At 66.7% G+C, this 15852-nt stretch carries 16 protein-coding genes; 8 read left to right on the top strand and 8 right to left on the bottom strand.

Translation table 11 applies throughout. From position 1 onward, the window contains the following. Positions 1-4 precede the first annotated feature (4 nt). Positions 5-616, top strand: coding sequence for a pyridoxamine 5'-phosphate oxidase family protein (locus V5F78_RS13910; protein ID WP_394072159.1), 612 nt, complete (start codon positions 5-7; stop codon positions 614-616). Between the two features lie 143 nt (positions 617-759). Here the strand turns inward: V5F78_RS13910 and V5F78_RS13905 are convergent, their stop codons facing one another. The 5 genes from V5F78_RS13905 to phnC all read right to left on the bottom strand — a co-directional run bounded on the left by V5F78_RS13905 (position 760) and on the right by phnC (position 5122). Further along, a complete protein-coding gene (locus tag V5F78_RS13905) occupies positions 760-1116 on the bottom strand; it encodes a c-type cytochrome (RefSeq protein WP_394072157.1) in 357 nt (118 codons plus the stop codon). Positions 1117-1388: 272 nt separating this feature from the next. Continuing rightward, entirely contained in the window at positions 1389-2249 is an 861-nt protein-coding gene (phnE, locus tag V5F78_RS13900; RefSeq protein ID WP_394072155.1) for a phosphonate ABC transporter, permease protein PhnE, read from the bottom strand. Further along, entirely contained in the window at positions 2246-3142 is an 897-nt protein-coding gene (gene phnE / locus V5F78_RS13895) for a phosphonate ABC transporter, permease protein PhnE (protein WP_394072153.1), read from the bottom strand. The genes phnE (V5F78_RS13900) and phnE (V5F78_RS13895) overlap by 4 nt, the downstream gene beginning before the upstream one ends. 62 nt (positions 3143-3204) lie before the next feature. Beyond that, positions 3205-4125, bottom strand: coding sequence for a phosphonate ABC transporter substrate-binding protein (phnD, locus tag V5F78_RS13890; protein ID WP_394072151.1), 921 nt, complete (start codon positions 4123-4125; stop codon positions 3205-3207). Between the two features lie 184 nt (positions 4126-4309). Next, positions 4310-5122: a phosphonate ABC transporter ATP-binding protein gene (phnC, locus tag V5F78_RS13885; protein ID WP_394072149.1), complete on the bottom strand. Its 813-nt coding sequence runs from the start codon at positions 5120-5122 to the stop codon at positions 4310-4312. A 492-nt stretch (positions 5123-5614) separates the two neighbouring features. Between phnC and V5F78_RS13880 the strand changes: the two genes are divergently transcribed. Beyond that, positions 5615-5842 (top strand): hypothetical protein, encoded by a 228-nt coding sequence (locus tag V5F78_RS13880; protein ID WP_394072147.1) that lies wholly within the window; start codon positions 5615-5617, stop codon positions 5840-5842. 60 nt (positions 5843-5902) lie between these two features. Here V5F78_RS13880 and V5F78_RS13875 read toward each other — a convergent pair whose 3' ends face one another. Next, positions 5903-7162: an amidase gene (locus V5F78_RS13875; RefSeq protein WP_394072145.1), complete on the bottom strand. Its 1260-nt coding sequence runs from the start codon at positions 7160-7162 to the stop codon at positions 5903-5905. Positions 7163-7200: 38 nt separating this feature from the next. Further along, positions 7201-8220, bottom strand: a complete 1020-nt coding sequence (locus V5F78_RS13870; RefSeq protein ID WP_394072143.1) for a polysaccharide deacetylase family protein — start codon at positions 8218-8220, stop codon at positions 7201-7203. Between the two features lie 81 nt (positions 8221-8301). Between V5F78_RS13870 and V5F78_RS13865 the strand changes: the two genes are divergently transcribed. The 5 genes from V5F78_RS13865 to V5F78_RS13845 all read left to right on the top strand — a co-directional run bounded on the left by V5F78_RS13865 (position 8302) and on the right by V5F78_RS13845 (position 13144). Further along, complete coding sequence (locus V5F78_RS13865; RefSeq protein ID WP_394072141.1) at positions 8302-9237, top strand: SDR family NAD(P)-dependent oxidoreductase; 936 nt, start codon at positions 8302-8304, stop codon at positions 9235-9237. A 128-nt stretch (positions 9238-9365) separates the two neighbouring features. Continuing rightward, on the top strand, positions 9366-10214 hold the full coding sequence (pdxY, locus tag V5F78_RS13860) for a pyridoxal kinase PdxY (RefSeq protein ID WP_394072139.1): 849 nt from the start codon (positions 9366-9368) through the stop codon (positions 10212-10214). A 65-nt stretch (positions 10215-10279) separates the two neighbouring features. Next, positions 10280-11176 (top strand): PhzF family protein, encoded by an 897-nt coding sequence (locus V5F78_RS13855; protein ID WP_394072138.1) that lies wholly within the window; start codon positions 10280-10282, stop codon positions 11174-11176. Positions 11177-11300: 124 nt separating this feature from the next. Beyond that, positions 11301-12398, top strand: coding sequence for an alkene reductase (locus V5F78_RS13850; protein ID WP_394072137.1), 1098 nt, complete (start codon positions 11301-11303; stop codon positions 12396-12398). After that, positions 12395-13144 carry an NUDIX hydrolase gene (locus V5F78_RS13845; protein WP_394072136.1) on the top strand — a complete coding sequence of 250 codons (750 nt, stop codon included), beginning with the start codon at positions 12395-12397 and terminating at the stop codon, positions 13142-13144. Before V5F78_RS13850 ends, V5F78_RS13845 begins: the two co-directional genes overlap by 4 nt. Before the next feature lie 219 nt (positions 13145-13363). Here V5F78_RS13845 and V5F78_RS13840 read toward each other — a convergent pair whose 3' ends face one another. Further along, positions 13364-13693 carry a hypothetical protein gene (locus V5F78_RS13840; protein WP_394072135.1) on the bottom strand — a complete coding sequence of 110 codons (330 nt, stop codon included), beginning with the start codon at positions 13691-13693 and terminating at the stop codon, positions 13364-13366. A 489-nt stretch (positions 13694-14182) separates the two neighbouring features. Here V5F78_RS13840 and V5F78_RS13835 point away from each other — a divergent pair, with 489 nt between their 5' ends. Then, positions 14183-15769 (top strand): 2-isopropylmalate synthase, encoded by a 1587-nt coding sequence (locus V5F78_RS13835; RefSeq protein WP_394072134.1) that lies wholly within the window; start codon positions 14183-14185, stop codon positions 15767-15769. Positions 15770-15852 lie beyond the last annotated feature (83 nt).

The raw sequence follows: 15852 nt of genomic DNA, 5'->3' as shown, positions 1-15852 counted from the left end.
GTTCATGACCAAGATCGAGAGCCGCGAGGCGCTGCGCACCCTCTACAAGCCCGCGCACGGCCGTTCCGTGGCCAAGGAAATTCATGTCCTCGACCGTCACTGCCGCCATTTCATTGCGCTGAGCCCGTTCGTGTTGCTGGCGACCGGAGGCGCCGACGGCTCCATGGACGTGTCGCCCCGCGGTGACCAGCCCGGCTTCGTGGCGGTGGAGGACGACACCACGCTTCTCCTGCCAGATCGGCCCGGCAACAACCGGCTCGATAGTCTCGAAAACATATTGGAGCGCCCCGGCGTGGGGCTGCTGTTCCTCATTCCCGGCGTGGACGAGACCTTGCGGGTGAACGGGCGGGCGGAGATTCATGCCGACGCCGCGCTGTGCGCGCGCTTCGCGGTGGCGGGCAAGCTGCCGGCGAGCGTCCTGAAGATCACGGTCGATTCGGCTTATCTGCATTGCGCCAAGTCGCTCATGCGCTCGGCCTTGTGGAGCCAGGACGCGCAGATCGCGCGTTCGGCCCTGCCGACCATGGGCGAGATGCTGAAGGACCATGCCGGCCTGGAAGCACCGCCGGAGACGCAAGAAGAGATGCTGCGGCGCTACGCGAGCGTGCTCTACTGAGCGGCGGAGCGGGTTCAGATGGTCGTCACGTCGGCAGAGCGAGCGGCTCGAGCCCGCTCCGCTTCGAGGCCATCCGGTGAAGGGAGCGGGCCGAAGGACCGCCGGCTCTTCGCCTCATCGGGCGTGCACGCCGTGGCCGGCGTTCACCTCAAGGTTTTCAGATAGGCGATGACAGCCGCGACCTCCTCCGGCTTCTTCAGGCCGACAAAGGCCATCTTGGTGCCGGGGACCGTGTCTTTGGGACTGGCCAGGTATTTAGTAAGGGTGGCGTCATCCCACGTGAGTCCGGAATTCTTCATGGCGGGGCTGTACTGATAGCCCGCGACACTTCCGGCCTTCATACCGACGATTCCGAAGAGCGACGGTCCGATGGCGTTTCTGCCCGCTTCGACCTTATGACAGGCCTTGCATTGATTGAAGGCCGTGGGCGGATCGCCGGCCTGGGCGGTCGCGGTGAGCAGCAGGAGCGCCACGGCAGCGCGTCCAGACATTTTGAACATGGTAACCCCCTCAGGATTGGCTGTTTTTCATCCACCCGCGCCCTGCATGAGGGGCGGATGTGGCCCAAACGCCCGAAGGGTAGCCCCCCTTTTGATCGCCCGGCCGGCCGCTTGCGTAGCTTCCACACTGGAACCTGTCCAGAGAAGGCAACATTGAGCGGGCGAAAAGATTTTGGCCGCGTGCGCCAGCCGGTGGTGACGCGATTTCTTAAGGCGAAACCGCATTCCACTTTTGGTCTGCTGAAAGCGCCCGAGCCGCTGCGGGAGCCGCCTCAGACCACGTCCTTGCGGCCGATGATGGCGAAGCGCAGGCGCGCGGAGATGAAATCGATCACCGCCACCATCACCAGCATCATGAGGACGAGGAAGCTCACCTTCTGCCATTCCAGCACGCGGATCTGCTCCACAAGGTGAAGCCCGAGCCCGCCCGCGCCGACGATGCCGACGATGGTGGACTGGCGCGAATTGCTCTCGAAAATATACAGCACCTGGCTGGTGAGCACCGGCATCACCTGCGGCAGCAGGCCGAAGCGTACCGCATCCAGCCCCGTGCCTCCGGTGGAAAGAATGCCTTCCACCGCCTTGCGGTCGGTGGCCTCGATGGCCTCGGAAAACAGCTTGGCGAAGATGCCCACGCTGGCGGTGGCGATGGCCAATATGCCGGCGAACGGCCCCAGCCCCACCACGGTGACGAAGATCAGGGCCCAGATCAGTCGGTCGATGCCGCGCAGCACGTCCAGGAACCGCCGGACCAGCATGTGGAGGAAGAAGTTCGGCACCACGTTGCGGGCGGCCAGGAAGCCGAGTGGCACCGCGATCACCGCGCCGGTGAAGGTGCCGAGGAAGGCGATCGACAGGGTCTCGCCGAGCGCGTGGACATAGAGCGAAAATTGCGTCCCGGGATCGGGCGGCAGCATCAGCGTGAGGAACAGCCAGAGCTGGCGGATGCCGCTGCCGATGCGGGCGAAGCTGAATTCCAGCTGCCACATGGCATAGATCGCCAGAACCACCAGCACCACGAGCGACCCTAAGGTCCAGGCGCGGCGCGCCAGCGAGGGCGTGAAGATCGCTGGATGCAGCGCGGCGAGGCGGGCGCGATCGGCGGCATCGGGGGTGAGGCGGGCGCGGTTCATGAACGCCGCTCCGTGCCCAGCAGCGCATGGCGCACGCGCTCGGTGACAAGGTCGATGATCACCACCGTTCCGATGATCAGCAGCAGGATGGCGGAGACATCGGAATAGTAGAATTTGCGCACCGCCTCCACCAGGTCCTGCCCGATGCCGCCGGCGCCGACGAAGCCCATGATGGCGGCTTCGCGCACATTCTCTTCAAACCGCAGCAGGCCGTAGGAGGCGAAATTGGAGAGTACCTGCGGCAGCACCGCGAAGCGCACGCTCTGCACCCAGTCCGCACCCGAGGCGGTGGCCCCGTCCACCGGCTTCATGTCGATGTTCTCGACCACTTCGGCGAACAATTTGCCGAGCGCGCCCATGGTGTGGATGGACAGCGCCAGCACGCCGGGCATGGGCCCGAGGCCGAACGCCACCACGAACAGCAGGGCGAACACGATCTCCGGCACGGTGCGGCAGAATTCCAGGAAGCGGCGCACGCCGAGCCTGATCCAGGGGGAGCGCACGAGATTGGCACTGGCCAGGAAGCACAGGCAAAACGCGCCGAGGCCGCCGAACAGCGTGCCGAGATAGGCGATCAGGATGGTGTCCCACAGCAGCTTCAGCCAATGGTCCAGGTTCCAGAACCATTCGCCGAGGTCGGCGGCCAGATTGGCGAAGGTGAGCGTGGGCGTGATGTCGTAGAAATAATTCCCGAGCCGCCCCGCATTGGCCAGGAATACGGCCGGCTTCACCTCGCCCATCCAGGAGGAGAGGGCGATGCAGACCACGATCACCGCGAGGCCGATATAGACATGGCGCCGGCGCGAGGCCATGGCCGCCGCATAATGGCGCGCCAGCGGCGCGAGCTGCTCGGCCGGAAGGGTCGCGAACGCGTGGGGCAGGGGAAAGGGCATGGGGCGTGAGTTCCGAACCTGCGGGAGCGGACGGCCCGCCGAAGCGGGCCGTCCTTTCGGCGTCAGGACGCCTTCTTCTTGCGCAGCTCGTCGACGAACTTGATCAGCTCGATCACCGGCTTATAGGCGGCGTTGTCGACCGGCTGCCAGGGCTGGGCCTTGCCTTCATAGATCTTCTCGAAAGCGGCCTTGTCGTTCTTCTGGATGGAGAAGAAAGCGTCGCGGATCTTCGCCTTCAGATCGTCCGGCAGGTCCGACAGATAGGCGTAGGGCGAGTTCACGATCAGGTCGGACTTGTAGATGATGCGATAGTCCGAATACTTCGCCATCCCCTTGCGATCCATGCGCATGAGGTTGGATTCGTTCTCGTCGTTCCACCAGTTGAAGGCGGCGTCGCAGGTGCCCTGCTGCACGGCGATCACGGCGTTTTCGTGGGAGCCGGCATAGACCACCTTGCTGAAGAAAGCGTCGGGGGTGATGCCCATCTTGCTGAGGGCGAAGCGCGGCACGTTGTTGCCGGAAGTGGAATTGGGATCGACCAGGCAGAGGTTCTTGCCCTTCAGATCCTCGATCGACTTATAGGGGCTGTCGGCCTTCACATAGAGCACCGAATGATAGCCCTTGGTGCCGTCCTGGTTCACTTCGATCGCGAAGGCTTCGGTCTTCACGCCGGTGAGCAGGGCGCGGGCGAAGGAGGCCGGGCCATAGGCGGCGATCTGGACGTTGCCGGCGCGCTGGCCCTCGATCACGGCCGCATAATCATTGGCGACCCGCAGGGTCACCTTCACGCCGAGCTCCTTGGAGAGATAGTCCATGAGCGGCTGGTAGCGGTCCGTGACGCCCGAGGCGTTCTCGGCCGGGATGACCGCGAACACCAGCTCGGGATACTTGGCTTTCCAATCCTGGGCGGCGGCGGCGCCGGCGAAGCCGGCGGAGAGCACCGCGGCAGTCGCCACGGTCATGAGGGTACGGCGGGTCAGCATGTCTCGCTCCTTGAGGATGCGGGTATGGTCGGGGGGTAAAAACGCTTGAAATCACGCGTACTTTTGGAAAACCGCGCGCGGCGATGGGCTGCGCGAAGTGGGATTGCCATGCGCTGTCGCATTCACGCGCGTGCCGGTGGCGGGCCTGCGTTGGCGCCCGGCCAACACGAAGGGGGCGGCGGGTTCACACGGCGGCGGCGTCCGGCACCAGGGCGGGTTCGAAGTCCGGCTCGGCGGCGCCATGCATGTCCATCACCTCGCCGGCCTCCAGGCCGTAGAGTTCGCGGGCGACCCCCTCGGTCAGCGCCTCGGGCGCGCCGTCGAACACCACGCGGCCGGCGGCCATGCCGATCAGGCGATCGCAATAGGTGCGGGCGAGATCGAGCGAGTGCAGGTTGCACAGGACGGTGATGCCGAAATGCTTGTTGATGCGTAGCAGGGCATCCATCACCACCTTGGTGTTGCGCGGATCCAGCGAGGCGATGGGCTCGTCCGCCAGGATCAGCCCCGGCTCCTGCACCAGGGCCCGGGCGATGGCCACGCGCTGCTGCTGGCCGCCCGAGAGACTGTCGGCGCGCTGGGCGGCCAATTGGGCGATGTCGAACTGATCGAGCGCGGTCAGCGCGACGGCCTTGTCCTCTTCGCTCCACATCTTGGACAGCGCGCGCCAGCGCGGCATGGTCGCGAGGCGGCCCATGAGCACGTTGGTGAGCACGTCGAGCCGACCCACCAGGTTGAACTGCTGGAAGATCATGGCGGCCTGGGCGCGCCACAGGCGCAACTCCCGGCCCTTCAGCGCCGTGACATCGACGCCGTCATAGCGGATCGCGCCGCCGCTGGAGGGCTGCAGGCGATTGATCATGCGCAGCAAGGTGGACTTGCCCGCGCCCGAACGGCCGATGACGCCGATGAAGGCGCCCTGCCCAATCTCGAGGTTGACGTCCGACACAGCGACCTTTTCGCCAAATCGGCAGGTCAGCCCTTCGATCACCATCATCTGGTTTTGCTCCGGTGCTTACCGGGACATTTCCTTAAGCGGGCGCCGCAACAATCTTATGACACTGCGGTGATCGGGTGCCGCCGCGCCCTTGTAAATCCTCCAATGCCGGGCTTCATAAATTCGTCATGGGCGTCACAATCCGGCCTGAAAGCCTGATTGTTGGGACAAAAGTACATTTAGGGCCAAGGGCCTAGCCCTGAAGGTCGACTCCCGCCGGTGTTGCCACATGAGCCCCGGCCACGGGCCGACGCGCTCCGATGGGGGCGGCTGGCGGCGCGGTGCATTGGCCGCGAGTCGAGCGCCCGATGCGCGCGACGCTGACGCTCGTGTGCGCGCGGAAAATGCGGGAAACGGGGAGATGGAAAACTGGGAGACCGGGGGTGTCAGGGCCGCCGCACGCCGGTGAGGCACGCGGCGCCGGAGATTTTCTCTCCAGCGCCGCGCCGATCGACCTGCCCTTCGCGATTTTTGCTCTTTTACGAAGGCGGCTTGAGCGTGTGGTCAAACTCAGATCATGCCGAGCAAGACCGCGCCGATTACGGCGAAAGCGGTGCTTACTTTCAGCATGTCGAGTATCGAGCCCAGGTCCACTTCTCAAGTCCCTTTTTGGTCGATCTCCGAGCGAAGCTTAACAAAGACCAAAAAATGGAAAAGGAAATAACGCTGCCGCAGCGCGGCGTATTATCCTGCGTCGCAGCGTCTATTTTCGAGAAGTGAACGATACCATCCACATGGCGGTGTCGCACTGCACATCGCCCTGTTTTGATATATTGTATTTCAGCTTTGAATCGCGCGCTCGGCGAGGGCGGCGACGGTCAAGGCGGTGCGATCCCGGCCAAAACGCCCCACGATCTGCACGCCCATGGGCATGCCGTTGGCGCCCGAAAGCCCGGTCACATTCACCGTCGGCGTGCCCATCAGCGTCCACAGCCGGTTGAAGATGGCGGATCCGGTGGTGCCATAGCCCTCAGGTGCCGTGCCGGGGGCGGAGAAGGTGAGGATGGCATCATAATCGGCGAAGAAGTCGCCAAGCCGGTGGCGCGCGTGCTTGGCGGTGCGGCGGGCGGAATCATAGGCATCCGGCTGCACCTTGGCGGCTTGTTCCAGATAGCGTGCCAGCAGCGGCGAGAGCAGGTGGCGCATGCGGTCATATTCGTCGGCGAAGGCGATCGCGCCCTCGTAATCCTGGATCGTAGAGTGGATCGCGTCGGCGGCTTCCAGTTCAGGTGGAAGCGCGACCTCGCTCACATGGGCGCCGGCGGCGGCCAGGGCGCGGGCGGCCTGGTCGAGCGCCCCATGGGCGTCCGCGTCCGCCTGGTCGGCGCGCACGGTGCGGATGACCGCGATGCGCGGCGCTTGCGCCACCTCGGTGCCGATGTCGAGGTCCCGCCCGGTGAGGCCGGCGGCGGCGAACGCCACGTCCTGCACCCGTGCGCCGAACAGGCCGATGGTGTCGAGATGCCAGGAAAAGGTCTTCATGCCCAGGGTGGGCAGGATGCGGAAGGTCGGCTTATAGCCGGTGACGCCACAATAGGAGGCCGGCCGAATGACCGAGCCGCCGGTCTGGGTGCCGAGCGCGAGCGGCACCATGCCGGCTGCCACCGCGGCTGCCGAGCCCGCCGAGGAGCCGCCCGGCGTATGGCTGAGCCGGCGCGGATTGCGCGTGATGCTCGGCTCCAGGAAAGCGAATTCCGTGGTCACGGTCTTGCCGAGCAGCACGCCGCCACCGCGCCGCGCCTGGCTCACCACCGGCGCATCGCTGGCGGGGCGGTGGCCGGCATAGATCGGGGAATTATATTCCGACGGCAATTCGCGGGTATCGAGAATGTCCTTCACCGCGAACGGCAGCCCGGCGAGCGGGCGATCGGCCTGGCCCGGTGCCTGCGCGGCGGCGCGCGCCGCCGCAAGATCAAGCACCGCAAACGCCCGCACCTGCGCGTCCTGCGCCGCGATCGCCTGATCGCACATGTCCACCAGATCGAGAGGGGTCAGCCGGCCGGATCGCACGTCGTGGGCAAGGTCGCGGGCAAGGAGCATGGGAAGGTCTTTCTTCTTTGGTTCTGAACGGTCCGCGCTCAGGGGCGCGAGAGGATATGGCGGCCGGAGCGCGCGGCCTCGTCATAGACGCGCGTGTCGCCCGGATGCTCGGAATAGCAGGTCGAGGCGATCACCGGCTTGCCGGCCGCGATCAGGTCCGACACCGTGGCAAAGCCATAGCCTTTCGCCCGCAGCGCCGGGATCAAGATCCGGAGAGCCTCGGCCGTGTGCTTGCCTCGGCCATTGGCATGCATCAGCACGATCGAGCCGGGGCGGATCGCCCGCAGCATGTTCTGCGCCATCAAGCTCGCGCCGAGAAAGGCGGGGTCGGCGGAATCCACGTCCCACTGGATCGCCAGATGGCCGGTCTCGTTGACGTAATTCATCGATTCCGCGCTGCACGAGCCGTAAGGGAAGCGAAACAGCGCGGGGCGGACCGGCACCTTTTCCAGCATGCAGCCCGCTTGCGTGGCGTTGGCGCGGGAGAGGCCGAAGGCGGTGTCGGCATCGTCCACCTGGCGCGTCATGGCCTCCCCGGTCTTCACCGCGAGATTGGCGTGGGACCAGGTGTGGTTGCCCATTTCGAAGATCGGATCGGCCAGGATCTGGGCGGCGCGATCGGGATGGCTGACCATCCATTTGCCGCCGCCGAAGAAGGTGGCGGGCACATGCTCGGCCCGCAGATAATCCACCAGGGCGCCATCATAGCCCGAAACTTCGCCCGAGGCCTCGCACAGGTCGAAGGTGAGGGCCACCAGCTTCACACCGGCCGGCAGGTCCACCCGGCGAATCGAGCCGGAGAGCGAAGCCGGCACGGGCTGGGCCGGGGGCAGGCGCACGTCGGGCAGGGAAGCGGGGGCGGCGGCGCGCCGCACGATCTCTTCGCCCGGCCGCGCGCGCAGGGCTTCAGGCGCATAGCAGGCCGACGCGGCAAGGGATGGGGCGGCACGTGCCGGCCCGCAGAGCGTGGACGCGGCGCAGGCGAGGGCCAGCAGACCGGCGGCGGCGGAGCGCGATAGACGCGCGAGGGGAAGGGGCAGGGACAGGGGCAAGGGCAAGGCCGGGGGTCGGAGCATCGTGGGGTGGGAGTGGCATGGTCCGCGTGGGCTCGCAAGGCTTACCCGTGCAAAGCTTCGTGCGTGGCCTTGCAGCCGGCGCAGCCCGCCGCCGGGCAGACGCCGCGCGCCTTGCACAAGCCACGCGGCGCGCCGAAGATCGCCACCACGCCGGCGCGACAGGACACCAAGATGGCTCCAGATTCCTCCCTCCCGCAAGGCCAACCGCCCGCCTCGGACGAGCCGCGCCTCGCCCTCGTGACCGGCGGCAGCGGCGGCATCGGGCTGGAGTTCGCGCGTCTCCTGGCGCGGGATGGGTTCGCCGTGATCCTGGTGGCGCGCGATGCCGCCCGCCTGGAGGCGGCGGCGGGGGTGGTGCGGGCCGCCGGGGCGGCGCAGGTTGAGGTGCGCGTCGCCGATCTCTCCGATCCCGTGGCGGTAGACATGCTCGGCGCCGAAATCGCGCGAATGGAACTGGACGTATTGGTGAACAACGCGGGATTCGGTGCCTACGGGCCGTTCGTCGACGCCGACCTTGACGCGACCGAGGGCATGATCGCCACAAATATTGCGGCGCTCACCCTTCTGACCCGCGCTGTCCTGCCCGGCATGCTGGCGCGGGGGCAGGGGCGGATCGTGCAAGTTGCTTCCACCGCCGCCTTCGCCCCGGGCCCTTTCGCCGCCGTCTATGCCGCGAGCAAGGCTTATGTGCTCTCGTTTTCCGAAGCTTTGAGCGAGGAATTAAGCGAGACCCGCATCGCCGTCACGGCTCTGTGTCCCGGCCCGACTCATACCGGCTTTGCCGCCCGTGCCGGCATGGGGGCGACGCGGGTGTTCCGCGGGCCGGTCGCGGATGCGCGCACGGTGGCAGAAGCGGGCTATCTGGCCATGCTGGCAGGCAAGAGAGTGGAAGTGGTCGGGCTTGCCAACCGCTTGATGACGTTCGCGGTTCGCCTCGCACCCCGGCGATTCCTGGCGCGGGTGAGCCGCCGCGCTTACGGCCCGCCACCGGAAGGCTGAGCAGCGCCTGCGCCGATGGGTGGCGGCGCGGTGCATCAGTGCGGCTTCTGGCGCGGATCAGCAAAATCCATTTGTGCTGCCGGCCGATGCGCGCTAACGCGCCGCATCCTTCCGAGCGGGCGCGGCCAATGAACCTTCTGTCCATCCAGTCCCACGTCGCCTTCGGCCATGTGGGGAACGCATCCGCCGTCTTTCCCTTGCAGCGCCTGGGGGTGGAGGTGTGGCCCATCCACACGGTCCAATTCTCCAACCACACGGGCTACGGAGCCTGGCGCGGGCAAGTGTTCGAGGCCGAGCTGGTGCTGGAACTGGTGGAAGGCATCGCCGAGCGCGGCCAGCTGGCCAGCTGCGACGGCGTTCTGTCCGGCTACATGGGGTCGGCCGATCTCGGTGCGGCGATCCTCGCCACCGTGGCGCGGGTGCGGGCCGCCAATCCGCGGGCGACCTATTGCTGCGACCCGGTGATCGGCGATGTGGGGCGGGGCATCTTCGTGCGGCCGGGCATTCCCGAATTCATGCGCGACGTCGCCGTGCCGGCGGCGGATGTGATCACGCCCAATCAGTTCGAGCTGGAATGGCTGACCGGGCAAACACTTGTGACCCGCGCCGATGCGCTCGCCGCTTGCGCGCACCTGCAAAAGACCGGCCCCGGGGTCGTGCTCGTCACCAGCCTGCATTCGCAGGAGACACCGGCCCAATCCATCGACCTGCTCGCCTGTGGGCCGGAAGGGCGCTTCCTGGTGCGCACGCCGCGCCTCGACGTTTCGCTCAATGGGGCCGGCGATGCGATCGCGGCGCTGTTCTATTTCCACTGGAAGCGCAGCGGCAGCGTTGCGGTGGCGCTCGGCGCGGCCGCCTCCTCGATCTATGGCCTGTTGCGGCGCACCGATCAGGCCGGAGCGCGGGAATTGTTGTTGGTGGAGGCGCAGGAAGAGTTCGTGCGACCAAGCCGTGTCTTCACGCCGGAGGCAGTTTGAGGCAAAACTGTGGCTCGTACCGCGCGAGCCCGCCGCTCGCGTTCTGCCTCATCGGATGACCCGCCATGCCGCGCCGTTATGTGACGCTCGATGTCTTCACCTCGCGCCCGTTCGGTGGCAACCCGTTGGCGGTGGTGCTGGATGCCGCAGGGCTCGACGATGCGGCCATGCAGCAGATCACCCGCGAGTTCAACGTCTCCGAGACGGTGTTCGTCCTGCCGCCGAAGGACCCCTCCCACCGGGCGCGGGTGCGCATCTTCACCACCGCCCATGAAATGCCGTTCGCTGGCCACCCCACCGTGGGCGCGGCGGTGCTGCTCGCCTTGGAAGACAAGCTCGCCAAGGGGCAGATGCGGCTGGAAGAGCAGATCGGCACGCTGATCTGCGACGTGGCGAGCGATACGACCGGCGCCCGCAAGGGCAGCGCCACCTTCATCGTGCCGCGCCGCAGCACGCTGGAGGACGTGGATATCTCCCGCCAGGCCTGCGCGGATGCGCTCAATCTCAGCGTCGGCGATATCGGGTTCGACGCCCATCGCCCCGTGGTGGCCTCCGCCGGGGTGCCGTTCCTGTTCGTGCCGCTGGCCGATCTGACCGCGCTCGCCCGCGCCCGGCCGGACGAGGCGGCCTTCATCCGCAACCTCGGCTCTTATGGCGAGGCGCTCTATCTCTATACCCCGGACGAGGAGGGCGATGCCGATTTCCGTGCCCGCATGTTCTCGCCCGGCCTGGGGACGGAGGAGGATCCGGCCACGGGCGCTGCCGCCGCCGCCTTTCCCGCCGTGCTGCTGGATGCGGAGGCGCGGGTGGAGGGCAACCACAAGGTCCGCATCGACCAGGGCTTCGAGATGGGACGGCCGAGCCGCATCAATCTGGGCTTTACGGTGAAGGGCGGCCACGTGGTGGAGGCGACCATCGGCGGCAATGCGGTGGTGGTGGCCGAGGGCGTGTTGCACCTCTGAGGGGCTTCCCTCAAGGCATATGGCGAAAAAGTGTTCGGCCGACCCCTTGGTTGTGGCCGTTGTAGATCTATCTGCGCTGCATCGCACCATTGCCGGCCGCAGGCCGCAAACCAAAGGCATTCCCATGAGCGACGCGAAAGCCACACTTTTTGAAAGCTATCGTCTCGGCGACCTCACCCTTCCCAATCGAATCGTGATGGCGCCCCTGACCCGCAACCGGGCGCTGCCCGGCTTCGTGCCCGGCCCGCTGACCGTGGAATATTACACCCAGCGCGCCTCCGCCGGCCTGATCATCACCGAGGCGACGCAGATTTCCCAGCAGGGCCAGGGCTATCAGGACACCCCGGGCATCTACACCGCCGAGCAGGTCGCCGGCTGGAAGAAGGTAACGGATGCGGTCCACGCCAAGGGCGGGCGGATCGTGATCCAGCTCTGGCATGTGGGCCGGGTTTCCCACGTCTCGCTCCAGCCCAACGGCGGCGCGCCGGTGGCCCCCTCCGCCATCACGGCGAAGACCAAGACCTTCGTGAACAACACGTTTGCCGAGACCTCCGAGCCGCGCGCCCTGGAGCTGGCTGAGATCCCCGGCATCATCGCCGATTATCGCCGCGCCGCCGCCAATGCCATCGCCGCCGGCTTCGATGGGGTCGAGATCCACGCCGCCAATGGCTATCTGCTGGACCAGTTCCTGCGCGACGGCGCCAACAAGCGCACCGACATCTACGGCGGCTCGATCGAGAACCGCGCCCGCTTGCTGCTGGAAGTGACGGCGGCGATCATCGACGAGATCGGTGCCAAGCGCACGGGCCTGCGCATCTCGCCGGTGACCCCCGCGAACGATCTGACCGACAGCAATCCCCAGGCCCTGTTCAACTATGCGGTGGAAGAGCTGGAGAAGCTGAAGCCGGTCTATATCCATGTGGTGGAAGGCGCCACCGGCGGTCCGCGCGACGTCGATCCGAGCTTCGATTTCGAGCAGCTGCGCGCCCGCTATTCCGGCGCTTGGATGACCAATAACGGCTATGACCTCGCGCTCGCCGAAAAGGTGCTTGCGGAAGGCAAGGCGGACCTGATCGCCTTCGGCCGCCCGTTCATCGCCAATCCGGATCTGGTGGAACGCCTGCGCACCGGCGCGCCGCTGAACGAGGTGAAGCGCGAGACGCTCTATGGCGGCGGCGCCGAGGGCTATACCGACTATCCGGCCCTGGAAGCGGTGGCGTGAGCGCCGGCCCGGAGGCGGGTGGGAGCTTGGTCCCGGCCGCGGATCGCGTGTTCGACAAGGTGTTGCCGTTCACCGGCTTCGATCTGCGGATCGCGGCCGAGATCTGGACCGAGGCGGAGGCCCACCGCTCCGAGATTGAGGCCGAGTTCGCCGTTCAACTCGCGGCCAATCCCCATTTGTGGAACGGCCGCATCCTGGTTCTGCGGGAGTTCGCCCTCACGGGCGGGCTCCTGCGGGGCCATTTCCTGGAGACCGATTTCGCCACGCTGCTGTGGTGGCGGGCGCGTGACTGGCCGGAGCTTGGGGCCTGGAACGCATTCGCCTTGTGCGGCCTCCAGGGCAATGACGGGGCGTTCGTGCTGGGCGAGATGGGCACGCGCACCGCGAATTCGGGGCGGGTGTTCTTTCCCGGCGGCACGCCCGACCTGAACGACATCACGCCGGACGGGCGGGTGGATCTGGAACAGTCCGCCTTGCGCGAGTTGCGGGAGGAAACCGGGCTCGACCCGTCCTTGATCCATGCCGACGGCGGCTGGAGCCTGGTGTTCGACGGCGCGCGGCTGGCGCTGGTGCATCGCCTGGTGTTCGACATGCCGGGCGAGGAACTCGCCGGGCGCATCCGCGATTTCATTGCGCGGGAGGCCGATCCGGAACTTGTCGATGCGGTGGTGATCCGGGATCGGTCCCAGATCACGGACAAGGTCACGTCCTTCGCCGCCTCCTATCTGCGCCATCATCTGCCCTGAGGGATTGGGCCGGGGAAGGCCCGGGCGGCCCGCGAATCTCCAAAATGTTTCACGTGAAACAATGGCTTAGCGTAGACGAACAGCGGTTTGCTGAGTCTTCTCCGTGCCTTTTCGGCGGTTGCCGACGGAAGAAACCGACTGTTCGGACCAACGTTCGGGCCAACGTTCGGCGCGCATGAATCCGGCCCGCGCCGCGGCCCCGGCCGCGTTGGTTAATCCCTAGGGATAGCCATAGCGGGCGCGGATGGCGGCGAGCTGGCTGCGCGATTCGCCGTCCTTGCCGGCGGCGCAGGTGGCCCTGGGCGTCACGAGGTCGGCTGAGATGCGCTTGAAGACGCTCTGGTTGAGATTGCCGCTCGCGGCGTCCGCATCCACCACCTTCATGAAATTCGCCAGGGCCGAGGTGCAACTGGCGGCGCCCGCGGTCGAATCGGCGGCGCCGGCGGGCGCGGCCGAGGCCAGCGACGGCGCGGGCGGCGGGGAGGAGGTGGTGGTGCAGGCGGCGAGAAGCAGCCCGGCGAGGGTGCAGGCGGACAGGCGAGCCTTCATGGCATACTCCCGTTCAAGACCGCGAAGGGTGGCGCCTCGCGCGGTTTGGAGCAAGGGGCGAAACAGGGAGCCGCGCGAGACTCGCGGCGACGAGGGGCGGTGGGGGCGCCCGTCGCCCGGTGTGCTGACCGCAGGTGTGCTGAGGCCGAATGGGAAAGAGCGTCGGCCGCGCGCTGCTGTCTTGTGCCGGCGGCGCATTTCGTCTATCAGGGCCGCTAGAGAGCCATTGAGTGAGCGAGCCGCGAACCGTGTCGTCACATCGGACGAACTGCGCAGGTCCCTCCTCCCGCACCCCCTGGGTTGCGGGAAACGCTCACATTCTGCGCGCGCTCCTTCTCCTTAGCCGCCCCTGAGGGCCGGCCGGGCGCTGCGCGCCTGGGCACTCAGGGGATCGGATCTGAACGAGACATCAGCGCAATTGCGGCCCGCCCTCCCTTAAGACGCCAGATGCGCGCGGGAGACCGGCCGAGACCCGAGAAGGACCGAGCCATGACCTCCCATACCGACGCCTCTCATCATGAGATGCCCGCCGCCGCCGACAAGGACCGCGTGGTCATCTTCGACACCACCTTGCGCGACGGCGAGCAATGCCCCGGCGCTTCCATGACCCTGGAAGAGAAGCTGCAGGTCGCCGAATTGCTGGACGAAATGGGCGTCGACATCATCGAGGCGGGCTTCCCCATCGCCTCCATCGGCGATTTTGAATCCGTGGCCGAGATCGCCCGCCGCTCCAAGCGCGCCGTGATCGCCGGCCTCGCCCGCGCCATTCCCGGCGATATCGCCCGCGCCGGCGAAGCGGTGCGCCATGCCCGGCGCGGCCGCATCCACACCTTCGTCTCCACCTCGCCGATCCATCTGGAACACCAGATGCGCAAGACGCAGGAAGAGGTGCTGGAAATCATCAAGACCACCGTCACCCAGGCCCGCAACCTGGTGGAAGACGTGGAATGGTCCGCCATGGACGCCACCCGCACGCCGCTGGATTATCTGGCCCGCTGCGTGGAAGCCGCCATCAAGGCCGGCGCCACCACCATCAATCTGCCCGACACGGTCGGCTACGCCACGCCGGACGAATACCGCACCATGTTCCGCACCATGCGGGAGAAAGTGCCGAACGCGGACAAGGCGATCTTCTCCGTGCATTGCCACAATGATCTGGGCCTGGCGGTGGCGAATTCGCTGGCCGGCCTGGAAGGCGGCGCGCGGCAGATCGAATGCACGGTCAACGGCATCGGCGAGCGCGCCGGCAATGCCGCTTTGGAAGAAGTGGTGATGGCGCTGACCGTACGTCGGGACGTGCTGCCCTATACCACGGGCGTCCAGTCGCAGATGCTCACCCGCGCCTCCAAGCTGGTCTCGGGCGTCACCTCGTTCCCGGTGCAGTACAACAAGGCCATCGTCGGGCGGAACGCCTTCTCGCATGAGAGCGGCATCCACCAGGACGGCATGCTGAAGCACAACCAGACCTATGAGATCATGACCCCCGAGAGCGTGGGCGTCACCAAGACCTCGCTGGTCATGGGCAAGCATTCCGGCCGCGCCGCCTTCCGCGACAAGCTGAAGACCTTGGGCTACGAATTGGGCGAGAACGCCCTGAACGACGCCTTCACCCGCTTCAAGGATCTCGCCGACCGCAAGAAGGTGGTCTATGACGAGGACATTGAGGCCCTGGTGGATCGCGGCATCGCCGCCGCTTATGACCGCACCAAGCTGATCTCGCTCTCCGTCATCGCCGGCACCCACGGCCCGCAGCGCGCCACCATGAAGCTGGAGGTGGACGGCAAGGTGATGACCGAGGAAGCCGAGGGCAACGGCCCGGTGGATGCCACCTTCAACGCCATCAAGGCCCTGGTGCCCCACCATGCGAAGCTGGAGCTGTATCAGGTCCATGCCGTCACCGAGGGTACGGACGCGCAGGCGGAAGTCTCCGTGCGGCTGGAGGAAGACGGCAAGGTGGTGACCGCCCGCGCCGCCGATCCCGATACACTCGTCGCCTCGGCGCAGGCCTATATCACCGCGCTCAACAAGCTCGCGGTGAAGCGCAACAGCGTGAACGCGCAGGCCGCCGTGGGCTGAACGTTCCGCATCGCCGAAACGCTCGGCGATGGTCTGAACGCGCCAGCGGTGGAGTGTGGATGCCCGGCTCAAGGCCGGGCATG

The sequence above is a fragment of the Roseixanthobacter glucoisosaccharinicivorans genome, assembly GCF_043195095.2.
GTDB lineage: Bacteria > Pseudomonadota > Alphaproteobacteria > Rhizobiales > Xanthobacteraceae > NCEH01.
This window is presented reverse-complemented; position numbering and strand designations above follow the sequence as displayed.

Bases quoted from the DNA above. Each gene is read 5' to 3' on its own strand.
- V5F78_RS13910 (WP_394072159.1), top strand. From the start codon at position 5: ATGACCAAGATCGAGAGCCGCGAGGCGCTGCGCACCCTCTACAAGCCC.
- V5F78_RS13905 (WP_394072157.1), bottom strand. From the start codon at position 1,116: ATGTTCAAAATGTCTGGACGCGCTGCCGTGGCGCTCCTGCTGCTCACC.
- phnE (WP_394072155.1), bottom strand. From the start codon at position 2,249: ATGAACCGCGCCCGCCTCACCCCCGATGCCGCCGATCGCGCCCGCCTC.
- phnE (WP_394072153.1), bottom strand. From the start codon at position 3,142: ATGCCCTTTCCCCTGCCCCACGCGTTCGCGACCCTTCCGGCCGAGCAG.
- phnD (WP_394072151.1), bottom strand. From the start codon at position 4,125: ATGCTGACCCGCCGTACCCTCATGACCGTGGCGACTGCCGCGGTGCTC.
- phnC (WP_394072149.1), bottom strand. From the start codon at position 5,122: ATGATGGTGATCGAAGGGCTGACCTGCCGATTTGGCGAAAAGGTCGCT.
- V5F78_RS13875 (WP_394072145.1), bottom strand. From the start codon at position 7,162: ATGCTCCTTGCCCGCGACCTTGCCCACGACGTGCGATCCGGCCGGCTG.
- pdxY (WP_394072139.1), top strand. From the start codon at position 9,366: ATGAACCTTCTGTCCATCCAGTCCCACGTCGCCTTCGGCCATGTGGGG.
- V5F78_RS13855 (WP_394072138.1), top strand. From the start codon at position 10,280: ATGCCGCGCCGTTATGTGACGCTCGATGTCTTCACCTCGCGCCCGTTC.
- V5F78_RS13850 (WP_394072137.1), top strand. From the start codon at position 11,301: ATGAGCGACGCGAAAGCCACACTTTTTGAAAGCTATCGTCTCGGCGAC.
- V5F78_RS13840 (WP_394072135.1), bottom strand. From the start codon at position 13,693: ATGAAGGCTCGCCTGTCCGCCTGCACCCTCGCCGGGCTGCTTCTCGCC.
- V5F78_RS13835 (WP_394072134.1), top strand. From the start codon at position 14,183: ATGACCTCCCATACCGACGCCTCTCATCATGAGATGCCCGCCGCCGCC.